We start from the raw sequence: 17,020 nt of genomic DNA, 5'->3' as shown, positions 1-17,020 counted from the left end.
GGGTAGGACGCACCCACCATCCGCAAAGGAGCGCGACCATGGTCACCGTCACCGACATTGCATTCGAGCATTGGAATCCAGCACCGGAGATCCTCGGCATCGGCAACCCCGAACCGCGGATCTCATGGCGCGTCGAATCTGCACCGGAGGGATTTGCACAGTCCGCCTACGCCATCGAGATTGCGCGCGGAGACGGACGTCCGCAGACGTTCGCGACGCATTCCCCCGAACGAGCACTGATTTCCTGGCCAGACACCCCGCTCATCTCCCGGGAACGTGCCACGGTACGCGTGCGAGTGGCGGGAAACGATGGCTTGTGGAGCGACTGGAGCGAGCCGGCAACCGTAGAGGAGGGGCTGCTCGAGCGCTCGGATTGGAAAGCTGCCTTCGTTTCCCCGGCAAGCATCGGCGCGTTCGGGCAACCTGCGCCCACGGTATTCACGGATTTCCGGCTTGAATCCGAACCCGTCCGCGCCAGACTGTACATCACGGCGCAGGGTCTGTTCGGTGCGACTGTCAACGACTGCCCCGTCGGCGATTCCGTGCTGGACCCGGGGTGGACGTCTTACAGGCATCGCATCCGCTACCGCACATTCGATGTAACCGATGCGGTGCATCAGGGAGAGAATCACATCGCCGCAACGTTGGGCGACGGCTGGTGGCGAGGCAACCTGAAATGGGACAACATTCCGGAACGCTATGGAAATCGGCTCGCACTGCTTGCCCAGCTGGAAGTCGCCTGCAAGGACGGAAGTCGTGTCGTCATCGCCACGGACGACTCCTGGCATGCAATGGAAAGCGGCGTCATAGCCAATTCGCTGTACAACGGCACCACCATCGATCTGCGCCATACCTCCATCACCCATCATCCCGCCCCTGTTGAGATCGTAGGCGATGCGGATGCCGGCGGCGCCGTCGACTTGGTCGCCCCGGACGGCCCCGTGATGCGCAGGACCGGCATTCTGCCGGCGCAACGCATATGGACATCCCCCGGAGGACGCACGTTGGTTGACTTCGGCCAGAACGCGGTCGGCTGGGTGCGTCTGCGAGTACGCGATCTAGCCGCAGGCGCACGGGTGTCCGTCCGCCACGCCGAGGTACTCGAGCATGGCGAACTCGGCGTCCGTCCCCTGCGCGGCGCAAAAGCCACCGACGAACACATCCTCGCTGGCCCCGACGAATGCGCCCTCGAACCGGTTTTCACCTTGCACGGATTCCGCTATGCCGAAGTGAACGGCGTACCCGATCTGCGTGCCGAAGACATCGAAACGGTAGTAGTCGGCACCGACATGGAGCGCCGCGGCTGGTTCTCCTGCTCGGACGATCGACTCAATCAACTGTTCAGCAACGTCATATGGAGCACTCGTTCGAACTTTACCGACATCCCCACCGACTGCCCGCAACGCGACGAGCGTCTCGGCTGGACCGGTGACATTCAGGTGTTCAGCCCCACCGCCCTGTATCTGTTCGACGCATCCGGGCTCTTGATCTCCTGGCTGCGTGACCTTGCTACGGAGCAGTACGCGGATGGAGGGGTCCCCCATGTGATTCCCGAGCCAAACGCGGGACAAGTGGACCCTCCGGCCTGCGCATGGGGGGATGCGGCGGTCGTCGTGCCGTGGAACGTGTATCTTGCCACAGGCGATGAGACTGTCTTGCGCCGACAGATCAGCAGCATGCGCGCATGGGTGGATTGTATGGACGCGATAGCCGGGCAATCCCACTTGTGGACCGGCGGATTCCAGTACGGCGATTGGCTTGATCCGACCGCACCACCAGAAAACCCGTTCCAAGCTGTGGCCAATCCCGACGTAGTGGCCACCGGATGCTTCGCCCGCTGCGCCGCCATCGTTTCGCAAGCTGCACACACGATCGGCGACGAGGCCACGACCAAACACTACGGGACGCTGGCCGCCGAAATACGCAGGGCGTTCCGCAATGCCTACGTGGACGCGGATGGACGCATCGCATCGGACGCACAGACCGTGTATGCTCTGGCGATCCAGTGGGATCTGCTCGAGGATACGCGGCTCGAGGCGCTGGCGGGCGAACGCCTCACAAGGCTCGTGACGGAAGCAGGACATCGGATCGCCACCGGCTTCGTCGGTACGCCGATCATCTGCGACGCACTGACCCGGACCGGGCACGCAGACACGGCGTTCCGACTGCTCACGCAAACGGCATGCCCCTCATGGCTGTACCAAGTTGCCATGGGGGCAACGACAATGTGGGAACGCTGGGATTCCATGCTGCCGGACGGTTCGATCAACCCCGGCAGCATGACCAGTTTCAACCATTACGCGCTCGGTGCGGTAGCGGACTGGATGACGCGTTCGATCGCCGGCCTGCGTCCCTGCGCGCCAGGCTGGCGCGAGATCACGATCGATCCGATTTATTTTCCCGGACTCGACCATGCCGAAGCCAGCCATCTGACTCCATACGGTCTGGCCAAGGTTCGCTGGAAGCGCGACGGCAACGGCGGCATCGATCTGGAAGCCACCGTTCCGGCGAATGTTCAGGCTACCGTGCATTTGCCGGGGGGACGCATCACGACGGCCAGCGGGCAAGGCACCTTCCATTGGCATGGAGAAACGGCGTAGCGCGCTACACCGCACGCGGGGCCGCACCCGTGCCCCGCACCACGAGTCTCGGCGCAACGACCTCGTAGCGCGCCTCCGCACGTCCGCCGAGACGTTCGGCGAGCAGACGCGCGGCCATATCCCCCATGCCCACGCTCGACTGATCGATCGTGGTAAGGTCCACGCCATGCAGACCAGCCGCAAACACGTTGTCATATCCGACGACGGTGAGCGAGCCGGGAACGTCAATGCGACGCTCCCACGCGGCACGCATCACGCCGAACGCCGCGACATCCGCACCTGCGAACACGGCGGTGACGGGCTCCCCCGCATCCAGAATTGCACATCCCGCACGATACCCACCTTCCTCGGAATATGACGCATTCACCACCTTGGGCTTCAGCCCATGTGCATACATAGCCTGCACATACCCCTCTTCCCTTGCGCTGGAAGACAGCACGTACGGAGGCTCAAGCCCTCCGTCTGGCTGGGAGATATAGACGATGTCACGGTGCCCGAGGCCCGTCAGATAGTCGACCATCGCCGTCGCACCGGCAAATCCGTCATCCGTGACCGAATCGAAGTGAGACCCCCTGCCATTGCGAGAGACAAGGACCAAGGGCAATGTCTCGCCAAGCCGTTCAAGCCGCTCAACATCAATATGAGGGGTGATGAGGATGAGACCATCCACATTGCGATCCAGCATCGATTCGAGTTTCTCCGTTTCATCGCGCCCCGTGCCCCCGTAAATCGCGATGATGGTCTGGTACTGCGTCGCGGAGAAATAACGATCAACCTCCTGCGCTATCTGCGTGGGGAACGGGCCAAGTCCCGGAGTCAGCACGCCGATGGAATAGGATCTGCCGCGCAGAGCTCTGGCCGCAATCTTGGGACGGTATCCCAGCATTTGCGCCGCAAAAGTGACCTTGGCGCGCATGTCGTCGCTGACGCCGTAGGCGTTGCGCAGAACCTTCGAAACGGCGGACGCGGATACCCCCGCAACCCGGGCCACGTCCCTGATGGTGGGCGATTTGCCATTCTCCTGCGGATGCTGTGATGCGTTCATAATTGAAACCCTTAATCTGGAGAATGTGTGTTACGGTCTACGCAATACCTCATAATTCATATTTGCGCAATTTAAGGAAAGCGCCGTGGCGCCCACAACGCCCACACCCTATCCCTCCGGAAAACCCTCGCGCGCGACGAGATGCAGCCAGATGGCAAGATGCCAGTCCTGGTCGTTGGCGAGCGGGTCGGCGGCGTGGGCGGGCATGCCGTCCACGCTGGAGGGGAACACGAACGCGCAGGTGGCGGTGCCGTCCGGGTGGTAGTTGGCCATATTGGCGCGCATGATCGCCATGGCAAGGTCGTCGGTGCGCGGGGTGGCGAGTTCGCGAGGCAGCCGGGCGAGGACCGCTGCGGTCAGCGCGCTCCAGTAGTGGGGGAACACGTCGCCGTATTGCCGCCGCATGCCGAACCAGTAGCCGTCCCAGTGGCGGATCGCCACGCCGCACAGGCGCGCGTCAGGTTGCGGCCCGCCGAACGACAGCAGCCAGGGCAGACGTTCTCGGACGCCGTCGAGATAGCACATCTCGCCGGTGAGCCGCCACGCACCGATGAGCAGGCTGACCAAGGGCGCCACCATGGACTGCTCGTAGCTCACCTCGTGGGCGGGAAGATCACGGCCCAGTGTCAGGAAATGCTCGGCACTGCGCAGCAGCGAGGCACACAACGAATCCCCATCCGTCTTCCGACCGGCGGCGGCAAGCAGTTCGACCAGTTCCTCCGTCGTTTCCGCATAGCCGATCGCCAGGAATCGTTCCGCCCCGAGTTCGTTCGCCCGCCGCATGATGCGCACGGCCATGTCGAGATCCGCAGCGTCGCCGGTCATCCGATGCCGCGCACAGAACAGTGAGGCCATCCACGGACTGTCGTAAATGCGGCCACCGAACGCACTCGACGGCTGGAACGAGCCGCGGCGGATCGCCCCGGAATCGTCGATGAGGTACTCTCGGGCGAATGCGCTCCAATCGTCAAGGGCGTGCCGCACGTCGCCACGCAGATCGGCCGGCAGCATGCCCACGTTCCAGGCTCGCTGCAGCATGACGGCCATGCCGATGCGCTCGGATCCGTCGGACCAGTCGGACCAGCCGCCGGCGTCGATGCGCAGTCCGGTGCGCGTGTCCACGGGCAGGAACGCCCCTGCAAGGTTGCCCGGACGGTCCACGGCCCGCTGATGTGCGAGGATGTAACGCGCGCGGGAGGCGATCACATTCCGCAGTGACTCATGGAACAGCACTTCGGTGCGCATACGTCGACCGTTTACATCCGTGGCCTCCAGCCGGTACATGCCCGGTTTATCGGCAACGAGCGTAATGGACCGGCCATCGTTATTGTCATCCTCGATCGCCGGCGCGCTCACATGCAATCCGGCGGTCAAAGGGCGGACGCATGGCCCGGATGGACCGGGGGACGGCCCGTCAGACTTCCCCGCACGCCCCATATTCCCCGTGCGGCCGTCACCGCCATCGCCATCGCAATCGATTGAACGGGCCGGAACAGACGAATCTGGACAGCGTACCTCGATCCGTCCGCCGACCGGTGCAGTCACGGCGTCGAACCGCAGTCCGCCCATCGCGTTGGCAAGGAACACCTCGTCATCCGCGTACCAGCCCAGATCCCAGGCAAGCGCATAGGACTCCCCCGCACCCAGTTCGATCACCGGCTGGCCGCCGAAGGCCTCCGGGTTGCGCGCCCGGTCGGTGACCTGCATCGCCAGATGGCCGCGCACGTTGGACAGCGTACTGTTGTTGCGCGATTCGACGGAGTAGGCGTTGACCGCACCTTCGCGCACGATGAGCCCGAGCCGCGCACCGCCGCCGTTCATCGGTTCGGCCAACGCCCATGCGCATTCGCCGCCGGCGAAAACGTGCGCGTTGACGCAGTGGTCCAGCGCTTCGCGGGCGGACGGATACCGATCGTTCCACGGGGTTTCCACGCCAAGCGCCGTGATGCGCACCGGCCGGTCCGTCACGTTGCGCCACACATAGCGCTCACGCATCACGACACCGCCATCACCGTCACCGCCACCGATGCGCCGCTCGACCGCGAGAGACAAGCCGGTCGGGACAAGGCCGAACCGCAGCGTCTGGATCTGCACCCCGGCATCGAACGACCACTCGTCGGCCGTGGCCCACTGCGCCGCACCGAGATCGGTCACGGCATACCCGGCACCCCAGTAGTGTGACGCCGTATGACACGGCAAGGCAGGGTCCAGCAGGTATTCCCGGCCGTTGCGGGCGATGCGCACCGGGGCGCCGGTCGCACGATCGATCGTCACGGCCCCGGCACCGCCGCATCGCAGTGTCATGTCGTTGCCTGTCATCGCCGTTGTCTTCCTTCCCCTCATTCCATCGCTTCCGTTATCCGATCACGTCAGGCGGCCGAGTCGATGCTGCTCTGCAACTCGGCGATCATGTCCTTGGCGGCCCGATCGGCGGTCTTCTGTCCGAAGGCGACTTGCTGGGCGTAACGCTTGGTGACGTTCATGATATCGGAGCCGCCGTTGGGCGTGATCTCCGGGGCATTGCCGAGCTTGTCTTCGATCACGTCCTGGAATTCGATGGCCTTCTTGTCGGTGCCGGTGGCGGACTTGGCCAGCTCCTCACGAATCTTGTCATTACCGGGCATACCGCGCTCGGTGCCGAGGATCTTGCCCGCATCCTCGTTGTTGATGAGGTAGTCGATGAGCATGGCCGCCTCGGCCGGGTGTTCGGTTTTGGCGGAGATCGTCCAGTACTGGCTGGGCTTCAGGTACGCCGACTTCCTAGTCGGGTCGACGGACGGGATCGGTACCAGCGACATGTTGTCGGTGCCGGCCATCTTCGCATTGGATGTGATCATGGCCGCCTGAGCCAAAATCATGGCCTGCTTGTTCTGTGCGAAGTCACTTTGATCCTGCGTGGCCGGTTCGGACCAGCGATCGGGACTGCCGGAGATCTCGGTGCCGTGCGTCCAGTCGTAGGCCATTTGCAGGAACTCCGCCAGCGTCTTTTCGCTGATGGCGACTCTGCCGTCCTTGAACAGCTCCTCACCGTGCTGGCGCGCCCATTGCGTCAGTCCGGAGCTATCAACCATGGCGGGGATCCCGGTAACTTCGCCGCCACTGCGCTCCACGATCTGTTCGCATACCTTGACCAAGTCGTCCCACGTCCACGTGCTGGTGTCCGGTAAGGTGACTCCGTACTTGTCCAGCACATCGTTGTTGACGATGATCGCGTAGGCCGCGGAGGAGATAGGGGCCGCATACTGAGCGCCCTGGTACGTGCCGGTACCCTTAAGCGACGGCGACATCTGGTTCAGATCAAGGTAATCGGTCACTTTGCCCAGGTCGTACAGCGACCCCTGTGAGGCGTAGGATGCGAGGTACATCTCGTCCATCTGGACCACGTCGGACATGTCGCCGCCGGCCGCATGGGTGGCGAGCTTGTCCCAGTAGCCGCCCCAGTCGGTATATTCGGTCTCCACCTTGATATTCGGATGAGCCTTCTCGAAACCTTCGATGGCCTGTTCGGTGAGCTTGACGCGCGCGTCGGAACCCCACCAGTTGATGCGCAGGGTCACGTCGCCGTCCGAGGGCTTGACGTCGGATGCCGCGGCGGTGCCACCCGAACCGGCGTTGCCGCAGGCCGCCGTTGTGGCGACCATCGTTGCAGCAGCCACGACGGCGGTAACCGTACGGAACATAGACGGGAGTGAATGGCAGTTCATGGTCTCTCCTTACGTTGTTGGAACACGTCTTCGTTGACGCGCGTAAACTAATGTAACACAAAGGCTTTCGTCACACAAACTATCCTTTTTGCAGCACGCCGACGATGTATCGAAACCCAATGGGGGCAACACCTCGCACGGCGTGTCCGATTGCACACATTATTGACGCGCGTAAACTATTGAATTGCCAATACTTCCGGATCGGCATTGGCGCGCCGGAACCATAAACGAGACCACCGTCCGAATCCGCCCGTAGGCACGCGACCGGGACATGAAGCACAAGGAAACGACATGACTATCACCACCGACATTCCTCACTCCGGACTGATCCGCATGTTCAACTCCCTCGGTATGATCGGCGACAGCCTCGCATCCGGCGAGATTGAAATCGTCAGGGAAGACGGCACGAAGGCATACCTTGATCGCCCTCGATTCTCCTGGCTGGCGCACATTTCCCGCAAATACGGCATTGATTACCGATGCTTCAGTAGCGGCGGACTCACTTGCGCCGATTGGCTTGACCGGTTCCTTGGCGAACTTACCGGCGAATCCATACCGCGCGACGGCTACTACCTTGCACTCGGCACCAACGATCGGTTCCGCGACTGCTACCCGCTGGGCGACGCCGACGACGATCCGACCGCCGGCACCTTCGCCGGTCACTACCGCCGGATCATCGAAACCGTGGGGGATTTCGCCCCGCATTCGGTCATCATGTGCTGCACACTGTACTCCCGCACGGACGAAGGTGCCTATGGCGACACGATCCGAGCCATTGCCGGGTCATACGACCGATGCGTGCTCATCGACGTATCCCGCGAATCGGCAGTCACGCTCGACGATCAGCGATACCGGCTCAACGGTCATTTCTCCGCATACGGGTACATCGCCATCGCCGACGAAATTGAGCGGCTAACCAACGAGGCCATCGCCCGTCGCCCCGACCTGTTCGCCGAGTTCCCGGTCGACGCGCCCTCCAACGCATTGGCCTGATGCGGGCTACGGGCGCCCGAACCCCACCGTCGTGGCACGGCGGTGCAATTCCGGTTCGATCAGCGCGACTGGCTGTGCGATAGTCTTGCCGTCGATGATGTCGATCAGTTCATCGGTCGCCCGGGCGGCCACACACTCGTGATGCGGATTCACATTGGTCACGTCCACCCTGAGCGAGGTGGCGAACGCATCCACGGACACACCGATCACGGCCATGTCCGCGCCCGGGCGGATGCCCTGCTCCAGCATAAGCTGCAACGTCCAATCCAGTTGACGCGGCGTACGCGTCACCACGACGCATCGACAGGACGCAGCGGAGCGCTTCAGCACCCCGGCCAGCGGATGGAAGCCCTTCCATCCCAGCGTCTGTGGGCGGAAGACCTCGCACGAGAGACCGCGTTCATGTGCACGCTGCTCGCACACCTCCTCGAAGGTGGCGGCGAACGGGAACTCGTCGACAATCGGGCGGCGATCGACCACCAGAAGCACGCGATCGGCACCGCAATCCGCCGCCTCGTCGACGGCCAGACGAGCAACCCGCACGTAATCCACATCCACGCAGGCCAATCCGTGTGCATCGTCCGTGGTGCCGATGAGAACGGCCGGCACATTCATCGCGGCGAGCGGTGCCAAACGGTCGTCATGCTTACGGATGTCGAACAGCAGCACACCGTCCACCAACGATTGGCCGACCATGCGCCGGATGCCCTCCACGCCCTCGTCGCCGGGCACCAGAATCACGTCGTAGCCGCGTTTGCGCGCGGTAGACAGGATCGCGGAGAAGAACGGCATGAATTCGGGCATCTGCACGCCCTCGTCGAAGCGCGAGACCACGCCGATCACGCCGGAGCGATGGCCGGCCAAAGCGCGGGCGTTCGCATTGGGATAGTAGCCCAGCTCGTCCATCGCGCGCAGCACCCTCTGCCGCGTTTTTTCGGAGATCGTGCGCTTGCCGCTCATCACGTACGATACGGTCGCACGCGACACCCCGGCGCGCTGCGCCACTTCCTCCGACGTCACCATCCCATCCGCCTTTCCATTGCCGACATCCTTCCCATTGTACGGTCCGGCATATATGCGGAAAGCCCGGCCCCGCGGGAATGCGGAACCGGGCTCCTTGCAAAGCCGATGAACGGCCGAGATCAGATGCTGAGCGAATCAGACTCAGGCGAGGGTGTTCGGGTCGACCGGAACGCCGGGGTTCATCGTGGAGGTGACGGTCACCTTGGTGATGTAACGGCCCTTCACGGTGGCGGGCTTGAGGCGCTTGACCTCGTCGGCCACGGCCTTGAAGTTCTCGTCCAGAGCCTTCTCATCGAAGGACATCTTGCCCACGAGGAAGCTCAGGTTGCCGTGCTTGTCCACGCGGAACTCGATCTTGCCGCCCTTGATGTCGGCGACGGCCTTGGCCACGTCCATGGTCACGGTGCCGGTCTTCGGGTTCGGCATGAGGCCGCGGGGACCGAGCACACGGCCCAGACGGCCGACCTTGCCCATCATGTCCGGGGTGGCGACCACGGCATCGAAGTCGAGGAAGCCATCCTGCACCTTGGCGATCAGGTCGTCATCACCGACGATGTCGGCGCCGGCCTCGGTGGCCTCGGTGGCCTTCGGGCCACGGGCGAACACGGCCACGCGCACGGTCTTGCCGGTGCCGTGGGGCAGGTTCACCGTGCCGCGGACCAGCTGGTCGGCCTTGCGCGGATCCACGTTCAGACGGTACACGGCTTCGACGGTCTGGTCGAAGTTGTAGGCCGGCATGCTCTTGAGCAGGGCAATGGCCTCGTAGGCGGTGTACAGGTTGTTGCGGTCGATCTTCTCGGCCGCCTCGCGGTACTTCTTGGAACGCTTAACCATCAGTCCTTCTCCTCTCTCAGTCGGTAACCGTGATGCCCATGGAGCGGGCGGTGCCCTCGATGATCTTCATGCCGGCCTCGATGTCACGGGCGGACAGGTCTTCCATCTTGATCTGCGCGATCTCGCGGACCTGATCCTTGGTGACAGAGCCGACCTTGTGGGTCAGCGGGTTCTCGGTGCCCTTCTGGATGCCCGCAGCCTTGAGCAGCAGAGCCGCTGCCGGCGGGGTCTTGAGGATGAAGGTGAAGGAACGATCTTCGTACACCGTGATCTCAACAGGGATCACCTGGCCCATCTTGTCCTGCGTCTGGGCGTTGTACGCCTTGCAGAAGTCCATGATGTTGACGCCATGCGAACCCAGCGCAGGACCCAGCGGCGGGGCCGGGTTGGCCTTGCCGGCCTGAATCTGCAGCTTGATCAGCGCGGTGACTTTCTTCTTGGGAGCCATGCTGTTGGTTCTTCTTTCTATGAAGCGGTAAGACGGCGAACACCCGCCAAGGGCGAGCGAGCTCCTCCCGCAACGTGCATTGCTGGTGCTGTGCTAGCGGGTCACCCCTCCAGACACAAGCTTTCCTATTATGCCCCTGCGCTCGGACAGGATTGCCACGCCCGACACGCCGACGCCAATGCCGCCAACGGCCATGGCGCCGCGGTCCGCCGAGCCACCGAGCCACCGAGCCACCGGATGGCCGCCGAAGACACGAGAACCCCGCAGAGCCGAAGCTCCACGGGGTTCTGCCGTATGCGTTGCTGCCTGTGCAGCTCCGAGCATTAACGCTTGGAGAACTGCGGGGCGCGACGGGCCTTGTGCAGACCTGCCTTCTTGCGCTCGACGACGCGGGCGTCACGGGTCAGCATGCCGGCCTTCTTCAGGGCGGCGCGGTTGGCGTCGCGGTCGATCTGGTTCAGAGCGCGGGCCACGCCGAGGCGGATGGCGCCGGCCTGACCGGTCACACCGCCGCCGTCAACGAGGACGACCACATCGAACTTGCCCTCAAGCTTGAGGAGCACGATCGGGGAGTTGACCTCGCGCTGGTGCAGACGGGACGGGAAGTACTCTTCCAGGGTGCGACCGTTGACGGTCCACTTGCCGGTGCCCGGGATCAGGCGGACACGGGCGACGGCTTCCTTGCGACGGCCGGTGCCGTAGCCCGGAGCGATCGCAGAGGTGCCGGTGCCGGCGCCGGCGTTGGTCTCGGTGGAGTAGCTGGTGAGCTCCTCCTCGGTCTCGAGAACCGCGGAATCGTTGGTGTTTTCAGCCATGATGTCTTATCTCCCTTCGGTTCTCACTTGGCCTGCTGCGAGACCTGGGCGATCTCGAAGACCTGAGGCTTCTGCGGGGTGTGCGGGTGCTCCTCGCCGGCGAACACACGCAGGCGGCCAAGCTGGACCTTGGACAGGCGGTTCTTCGGCAGCATGCCCTTGACGGCGCTCATGATGATGCGCTCGGGCTTGTTGGCGAGCAGCTCGGCATAGGTGTCGCGGCGCAGACCGCCGGGACGACCGGAGTGAGCGTAGAGTTCCTTGCCCATCTTGTCGCCGGTCAGCGCGATCTTGCCCGCGTTGATGACCACGACGAAGTTGCCGGAATCGGCATGGGGGGCGAAGGTCGGCTTGTTCTTGCCGCGCAGCAGCGTGGCGACCTGGGTGGCCAGACGGCCCAGCACCACGTCGGTGGCGTCGATGATGTACCAGTCGTGGCTCAGATCAGCTGGCTTCGGAGTGAAAGTCTTCACTGTTGTACCTTTTCTTGACTATTGTGTTCCGGGCTTCGGCTGCCCGGCGTACGTGTGGTTAGGACGTGCGGACCGGGAGGCGTCGGCCTCATTATCCGTGGGCTCCCTGAAAGTCCTCGATGGCGAGTGGGAAAGCGCTTTGAAGGACCCCTTAGGGAAACACAACAATCGTCTATTGTATCGCCACCCTTGACATTGGGCAAACACGGCCCATGCCGCGACACGCCGATGGGCATGATCGCGGCATGGGAAAGCCACGGGTCCGGGCCGAGCCTTACGATCCCAGTCTTACGCGTTGAGCACACGGGCCAGCGACTGCATGCCCTCGCGGTCGAACAGCCCCTCTACCGGCACCGGTCTGCCTTCGCCGTCCGCCAGCGGAACTCGCCAGTTCGGGTACTCGTTGTTGGTGCCCGGCTGGTTCTGCGTGCGGGTCTCCCCCACGCCGTCCACGATCGCGGCGGCCAGCAGCTTGCACGGCGAGGCCGTGAGCGCGCGGTACATGCCCTCGACGATCTCACGCAGATGGCCCGGCACGTCCTGCGCACATTCGGGGGACGCCCACCCGCCGTTGACGAGCATGCGCAGCATGGCCTTCTGTTCGCGTTCGGCGGACGCCTGGAACTCCTCGACCGGCCCCTCCAGCAGGCTCAGCTCGGCGCGCACCTTGACGTGCTCGTACTGCAGATAACCGGCGCACGGCGGCATGTCGTGCACGTCCACCGAAGCGAGCGCCATCTCGCGCCACTTGCGCGGGTCGCGGAACGAGCCGTCCCGCTGCTCGAACCATTCCACCGCGCAGCCCAGCACGCCGTGCGAGGCGAGCGAGGACGCCACGTGCTCGGGCACCACGCCCAGATCCTCGCCCACCACCACGCCGTGGGCGCGCGCGGCCTCGAGGGCCAGAATGCCCAGCATGACGGCGGAATCGTATGTCACGTAGGTGCCGTTCTTGGCGCCCTTGCCGGCAGGAACCCACCACAGGCGGAACAGACCGAGGATGTGGTCGATGCGCAGTGCGCCGGCCTGGGCGAACATGGCGTGCACCATCTCGCGGTACGCCTCGTAGCCGGTGCGCTCCAACGAGATGGGGCTCAGCGGCGGCTGGCTCCAGTCCTGCCCCTGCTGGTTGAACATGTCCGGCGGGGCGCCCACGGTGGCACCCTTGGCGTACCGGTCGGGGTTCCACCACACGTCCGCGCCGAGCGGGTGCACGCCCACGGCCATGTCCGCCATCACGCCGAGCGCCATGCCGGCCTCGCCCGCGGCATGCTGCGCGGCGGCGAGCTGCTCGGTGGCGATCCATTCGAGCCAGCGGTAGAAGTCCAGGGTGTCCGGGTAGCGGTCGCGCAGTTCCTGCACCTGCTGCGAATTGCGGTCAGTGGTGCGGAACCACGAGGACGGCGAGTCGGCGGGAGCGCCCCACTTGTCGTAGGCGAGGCACCACGTGGCGTAGGCTTCCAGCCCTTCGCCGCGGCTGTGCTTGTAGGCGTCGAACGCGGCCTGACGCTCCGGCGAGCGGCCGGCCTTGAAGATGATCCACAGGGCCTGCATCTTCGCGGCCCACATAGCGTCGCGGTCGATGTGGTCGGCGTTCTCGTTGAGCGGACGCACCGAGTCGTGCAGCTGGGCCACGTGGGTGCGGGACTCCTCGCCGAGCAGGCCGTATTCCGCGATCGCCTCGGGACGGATGTACGTGAAGTTGAGGAACGTGCGTGAGATCGGCAGGTACGGCGAGGGGGTGAGCGGGGTGACCGGCTCGCCGGCGTGCACCGGGTTGATGAGCATGAAGTCGGCACCGGTTCTGGTCTTCGCGTCCGCGAGCATGGTCGCCAGATCCGCGAAGTCGCCCACGCCCCACGATTCGTGCGAGCGGATGGAGTAGATCTGCGCCATCCATCCCCACAGGCGATGCTCCTTCATGGCGGCGGGCATCTCGATGCGCTTCGGCGCGCTGATGAGCACGGCGTCCTCGGTGCGCTCCCCCACGGTCACGTGCAGCGTGTGGTAGCCGATCGGCAGGTCCGCGGGGATGACTACGGACGCAGTGGTCACGAACGTATCGTCCATCCAGTAGGCCGGGGAGCCGTCGCCGGCGTCCGGTTCGATCGCGCCGGCATATTCGGTGCCGTCCTCCAGGGTGATGGTGGCGTGCGGAATGTCGAACACGCCCACATGCACGAGCACCTTGGACTCACTGCCCTCGATGTGCAGCACGGTGGGCGCGACCAGACGGCGGTGACGATCGTCGAGCAGGGTCTTGAGGGACGTGTCGATGGCCATGTCGTTGGAGGCGTCGATGCCCAGCGCGGACAACACGGAGACGAGCACGTCGTCGGCGATCTCATGGTAATCGTTGCTCATGCCCACATAGGACGTGGCCACCCCGACGGCTTTGGCGAGACGGATGAGCGGACGCTCCAGGCGTTCGCGGGATTCACGATGTTCACTCATACCGCCAGTCTAGCTCCACCTGCGGGCGACAGGCCAGCCCGTAGGATGAACAGCGCGAGAACGATTCCCGTTCAGGCCGCCTGGGCACCCAGATGCCGTCTGGCGCAACGGGCCACCTCGGCGCTGGCGTCCCCGGCCAGTCGCTCGCGCGTGGCACGGGAGGCGTTCGGATTGGCGGCCACGGCCCGGCGGACCATGGAGGAGAGCACGGCCGGGGCGTCCGGTTCCAGCTCCACGCCCAGCTTGGACAGGAAGTCGAGGGTCTGCTCGTCCGCGTCGGGATTCTGCGCCCCTTCGAGCCGCATCTTCCACGACGTGCGCGGGTTGAGCAGCGCCGCGTCGCGCACCTCGGGCACCGGATCCTTGGTGAGCCGGCCGACCAGCCAGTTCTTGTCCGCCGTGTTGGCGGCCACGGCCCGGCGCACGCTCGCCTCCGGGTCGCTCGAAAGCTTGACGAGCACGTTCGGGAACGGCATGGTCTCGCCTAGGAACACGCGGTCCTCCACCGGGGTGTGGGCGTTGCCGGCCACCGCCTCCAGCAGTGCCGTGGCGCGGGAGAACGCGGCCTGATCGGCGCGGTCCGGCAGCGGCGTACGCGCGAATTCGCTCAGCTCGGCAGGGTCGGTGGAGTGACGCAGACGCTCATAGGTGGCGGTCAGCGGCTCGAAGTCGTCCGGCAGGGTGTCCTCGGCAGCGGGCTGGGCTGCGTTGGCGGAAGCATCGGAATCGGTCATGCCACCCAACATAGCACCCGCCGCCCGCTCAGCCCGCAGACTCAGCCCGCAGACTCCAAGGGCACGGGCCGGTTGACCATGTCGAGCGGCTCCGGCGTCACGGCCGCGTTGAACGCCTCCCGCACGCGCAACTCGAACCGTTCGCACTGCCCGGCCGGCACCTCAGCCACCATGCTCACCGTGTCCGTGTAGGTCTCGTCGGCGGTACGGGCGTCCACGGAGGCCAGAATCTGCTGCAGTCCGCCGAGCTGCGGGTAGGAGACGGCCACCCGGTAGCGCCGGCACGCCTCGATGCGCGCAAGCCGACCAGCCTTCACCGCCAGCGATGCGGCCGACGAATACGCGCGGATGAGCCCGCCCGAGCCGAGCAGAATGCCGCCGAAGTACCGCGTGACGGCGATGGCCGTATCCGTCAGCCCGCTCTGGCGCAGCACGTCGAGAATCGGCTTGCCCGCGGTGCCGGAGGGTTCGCCGTCGTCGCTCATGCGCTCGGACTGCCGGCCGTCCGCCCCGCCGCAGATCGCTGCGTACGCCACGTGCCGCGCCTTGGGATGCCGGTCGCGCACGGACTGCACGAAGGCGATCGCCTCGTCCAGCGAATCGACATGGCAGGCGTCGCCGATGAATTCGGATTTCTTCTCCACCAGCGCATCATGGGCGGGCGCGGCGGGATCGTCGAGCAGTGTGAAGACCTGCCGGTCGGCACCCTGACCGGCGGCGTTCTGGGCGTTGTTCTGTGCCGCCACGGTCAGGCCACCACCACGTGCTTCGGCGCGCCGGCATAGAACGCGCGGATCGTCTCGGCGTTCTGGGCGGCCACGTTGTCCAGCGCACGGCTCGTCTTCCATGCGGTGTGCGGGGTGGCGACCACGTTGCCGAACGCGAGGATCGGGTCATGCGGGTCAAGCGGCTCGTGGTCGTACACGTCCACGCCGGCCTGAATGTCGCCGCGTTCCAGACGCGCCACGAGCGCTCCGGGGGCGATGAGTTCCGCGCGGGCCGTATTCAGGAGGATCGACCCGGGACGCAGCAGATCAAGCTCGCGCGGACCGATCATGCCGCGCGTCTGCTCGTTGAGCGCCAGATGCAGACTTACCACGTCGCAGCCGGCAAACAGGTCGTCGAGCGAATCCACCGCCTCGGCATGGAAGGCCACAAGCAGCGCCGGATCGGGCCGGCGGCACCAGACCTTCACCTGCATGCCGAGCCCGTGCGCGATGCGCGCCACCGCCCGGGCCACACCGCCGAAGCCCGCCAGCCCGATCGTCAGTCCTTCGAGCTGGAGCATGCCGCCCTCGTCGAACCAGTCGCCGGCGTGCAGGCTCGCGTTCTGCCGGCCCACGCGCCGGGCGATCTCGAACAGGAGTGCCACGGTGTGCTCGGCCACGGAGGCATCCCCATACCGTTCCGCATTGCACAGGGTCACGCCGAGCTCGCGGGCGAGCGGCACGTTAACGAAACTGGCGATGCCGGTGCCGCTGAACACCATGCAGCGCACATGGTCGGCGGCCCGGCGCAGCACGTCGTCGGCAATGTGGAATCCGGCGATGACCGCGAGGTCCGCCCCCTCGATGCGGCGCAGAAATTCCTCGCCGTCGGTGATCGAATCGCCGTACATGCGCACGCGGCATACGTCGTGCAGACTGACCAGACGCCTGCGGTAGGCCGGCACGAGGGCGGGCACGCAGCTGGGCAGCACGGCGTACGGCAGGTCGGCGCGGTCCGCAGTCAGATCGATGAAGCTCATGCGCACCAGCCTAGTCGGGCCGGGCGAACCTGCCGGCCCACGACGTGACTCACGTTTTTTGAGCGCGTAATGGCTAGTGGTGCCTCATCGGGAATGAGCGCGAACGGTACCGGTCCTGTTTGGCTTGTCGTATGGAAGGCAAGATCGGCA

General features: G+C 65.0%; 14 protein-coding genes. 2 read left to right on the top strand and 12 right to left on the bottom strand.

The annotated features are described in order from the left end of the window. Nucleotides 1-38 precede the first annotated feature (38 nt). On the top strand, nt 39-2,600 hold the full coding sequence (locus tag AC1AZA_RS05690; RefSeq protein ID WP_476513781.1) for a family 78 glycoside hydrolase catalytic domain: 2,562 nt from the start codon (nt 39-41) through the stop codon (nt 2,598-2,600). Nucleotides 2,601-2,604: 4 nt separating this feature from the next. On the opposite strand, the gene AC1AZA_RS05685 is transcribed toward AC1AZA_RS05690, so the two are convergent. The 3 genes from AC1AZA_RS05685 to AC1AZA_RS05675 all read right to left on the bottom strand — a co-directional run bounded on the left by AC1AZA_RS05685 (nt 2,605) and on the right by AC1AZA_RS05675 (nt 7,301). Continuing rightward, a complete protein-coding gene (locus tag AC1AZA_RS05685) occupies nt 2,605-3,645 on the bottom strand; it encodes a LacI family DNA-binding transcriptional regulator (RefSeq protein WP_476513780.1) in 1,041 nt (346 codons plus the stop codon). Between the two features lie 108 nt (nt 3,646-3,753). Continuing rightward, the gene (locus AC1AZA_RS05680) at nt 3,754-5,964 is read right to left on the bottom strand and encodes a hypothetical protein (protein WP_476513779.1); all 2,211 of its coding nucleotides are present in this window, start codon (nt 5,962-5,964) and stop codon (nt 3,754-3,756) included. Between the two features lie 50 nt (nt 5,965-6,014). After that, the gene (locus AC1AZA_RS05675) at nt 6,015-7,301 is read right to left on the bottom strand and encodes an ABC transporter substrate-binding protein (protein ID WP_476513778.1); all 1,287 of its coding nucleotides are present in this window, start codon (nt 7,299-7,301) and stop codon (nt 6,015-6,017) included. A 339-nt stretch (nt 7,302-7,640) separates the two neighbouring features. Between AC1AZA_RS05675 and AC1AZA_RS05670 the strand changes: the two genes are divergently transcribed. After that, nucleotides 7,641-8,342, top strand: a complete 702-nt coding sequence (locus tag AC1AZA_RS05670; RefSeq protein WP_476513777.1) for an SGNH/GDSL hydrolase family protein — start codon at nt 7,641-7,643, stop codon at nt 8,340-8,342. Between the two features lie 6 nt (nt 8,343-8,348). On the opposite strand, the gene AC1AZA_RS05665 is transcribed toward AC1AZA_RS05670, so the two are convergent. The 9 genes from AC1AZA_RS05665 to AC1AZA_RS05625 all read right to left on the bottom strand — a co-directional run bounded on the left by AC1AZA_RS05665 (nt 8,349) and on the right by AC1AZA_RS05625 (nt 16,870). Beyond that, nucleotides 8,349-9,365: a LacI family DNA-binding transcriptional regulator gene (locus AC1AZA_RS05665; protein ID WP_476513776.1), complete on the bottom strand. Its 1,017-nt coding sequence runs from the start codon at nt 9,363-9,365 to the stop codon at nt 8,349-8,351. Nucleotides 9,366-9,506: 141 nt separating this feature from the next. Then, entirely contained in the window at nt 9,507-10,199 is a 693-nt protein-coding gene (rplA, locus tag AC1AZA_RS05660) for a 50S ribosomal protein L1 (protein ID WP_476513775.1), read from the bottom strand. Between the two features lie 16 nt (nt 10,200-10,215). Next, nucleotides 10,216-10,647: a 50S ribosomal protein L11 gene (gene rplK / locus AC1AZA_RS05655; RefSeq protein ID WP_152349708.1), complete on the bottom strand. Its 432-nt coding sequence runs from the start codon at nt 10,645-10,647 to the stop codon at nt 10,216-10,218. A 323-nt stretch (nt 10,648-10,970) separates the two neighbouring features. Continuing rightward, nucleotides 10,971-11,462, bottom strand: a complete 492-nt coding sequence (rpsI, locus tag AC1AZA_RS05650) for a 30S ribosomal protein S9 (RefSeq protein ID WP_476513774.1) — start codon at nt 11,460-11,462, stop codon at nt 10,971-10,973. Between the two features lie 23 nt (nt 11,463-11,485). Continuing rightward, a complete protein-coding gene (gene rplM / locus AC1AZA_RS05645; RefSeq protein WP_476513773.1) occupies nt 11,486-11,935 on the bottom strand; it encodes a 50S ribosomal protein L13 in 450 nt (149 codons plus the stop codon). A 288-nt stretch (nt 11,936-12,223) separates the two neighbouring features. Beyond that, complete coding sequence (malQ, locus tag AC1AZA_RS05640; RefSeq protein WP_476513772.1) at nt 12,224-14,389, bottom strand: 4-alpha-glucanotransferase; 2,166 nt, start codon at nt 14,387-14,389, stop codon at nt 12,224-12,226. Nucleotides 14,390-14,460: 71 nt separating this feature from the next. Beyond that, nucleotides 14,461-15,123 carry an AbrB family transcriptional regulator gene (locus tag AC1AZA_RS05635; RefSeq protein ID WP_476513771.1) on the bottom strand — a complete coding sequence of 221 codons (663 nt, stop codon included), beginning with the start codon at nt 15,121-15,123 and terminating at the stop codon, nt 14,461-14,463. 41 nt (nt 15,124-15,164) lie between these two features. After that, nucleotides 15,165-15,869 carry an IMPACT family protein gene (locus tag AC1AZA_RS05630; protein WP_476513770.1) on the bottom strand — a complete coding sequence of 235 codons (705 nt, stop codon included), beginning with the start codon at nt 15,867-15,869 and terminating at the stop codon, nt 15,165-15,167. A gap of 2 nt (nt 15,870-15,871) precedes the next feature. After that, on the bottom strand, nt 15,872-16,870 hold the full coding sequence (locus AC1AZA_RS05625) for an NAD(P)-dependent oxidoreductase (RefSeq protein WP_476513769.1): 999 nt from the start codon (nt 16,868-16,870) through the stop codon (nt 15,872-15,874). Nucleotides 16,871-17,020 lie beyond the last annotated feature (150 nt).

It is taken from the genome of Bifidobacterium sp. LH_389 (genome assembly GCF_056357235.1).
Note: the sequence above shows the minus strand (reverse complement) of the source record. Positions and strands in the feature narration are given on the sequence as shown.

Excerpts from the sequence above, each read along its gene's own strand:
- AC1AZA_RS05690 (WP_476513781.1), top strand. The coding sequence starts at position 39 with ATGGTCACCGTCACCGACATTGCATTCGAGCATTGGAATCCAGCACCG.
- AC1AZA_RS05685 (WP_476513780.1), bottom strand. The coding sequence starts at position 3,645 with ATGAACGCATCACAGCATCCGCAGGAGAATGGCAAATCGCCCACCATC.
- AC1AZA_RS05680 (WP_476513779.1), bottom strand. The coding sequence starts at position 5,964 with ATGACAGGCAACGACATGACACTGCGATGCGGCGGTGCCGGGGCCGTG.
- AC1AZA_RS05670 (WP_476513777.1), top strand. The coding sequence starts at position 7,641 with ATGACTATCACCACCGACATTCCTCACTCCGGACTGATCCGCATGTTC.
- AC1AZA_RS05665 (WP_476513776.1), bottom strand. The coding sequence starts at position 9,365 with ATGGTGACGTCGGAGGAAGTGGCGCAGCGCGCCGGGGTGTCGCGTGCG.
- rplA (WP_476513775.1), bottom strand. The coding sequence starts at position 10,199 with ATGGTTAAGCGTTCCAAGAAGTACCGCGAGGCGGCCGAGAAGATCGAC.
- rplK (WP_152349708.1), bottom strand. The coding sequence starts at position 10,647 with ATGGCTCCCAAGAAGAAAGTCACCGCGCTGATCAAGCTGCAGATTCAG.
- rpsI (WP_476513774.1), bottom strand. The coding sequence starts at position 11,462 with ATGGCTGAAAACACCAACGATTCCGCGGTTCTCGAGACCGAGGAGGAG.
- malQ (WP_476513772.1), bottom strand. The coding sequence starts at position 14,389 with ATGAGTGAACATCGTGAATCCCGCGAACGCCTGGAGCGTCCGCTCATC.
- AC1AZA_RS05635 (WP_476513771.1), bottom strand. The coding sequence starts at position 15,123 with ATGACCGATTCCGATGCTTCCGCCAACGCAGCCCAGCCCGCTGCCGAG.
- AC1AZA_RS05625 (WP_476513769.1), bottom strand. The coding sequence starts at position 16,870 with ATGAGCTTCATCGATCTGACTGCGGACCGCGCCGACCTGCCGTACGCC.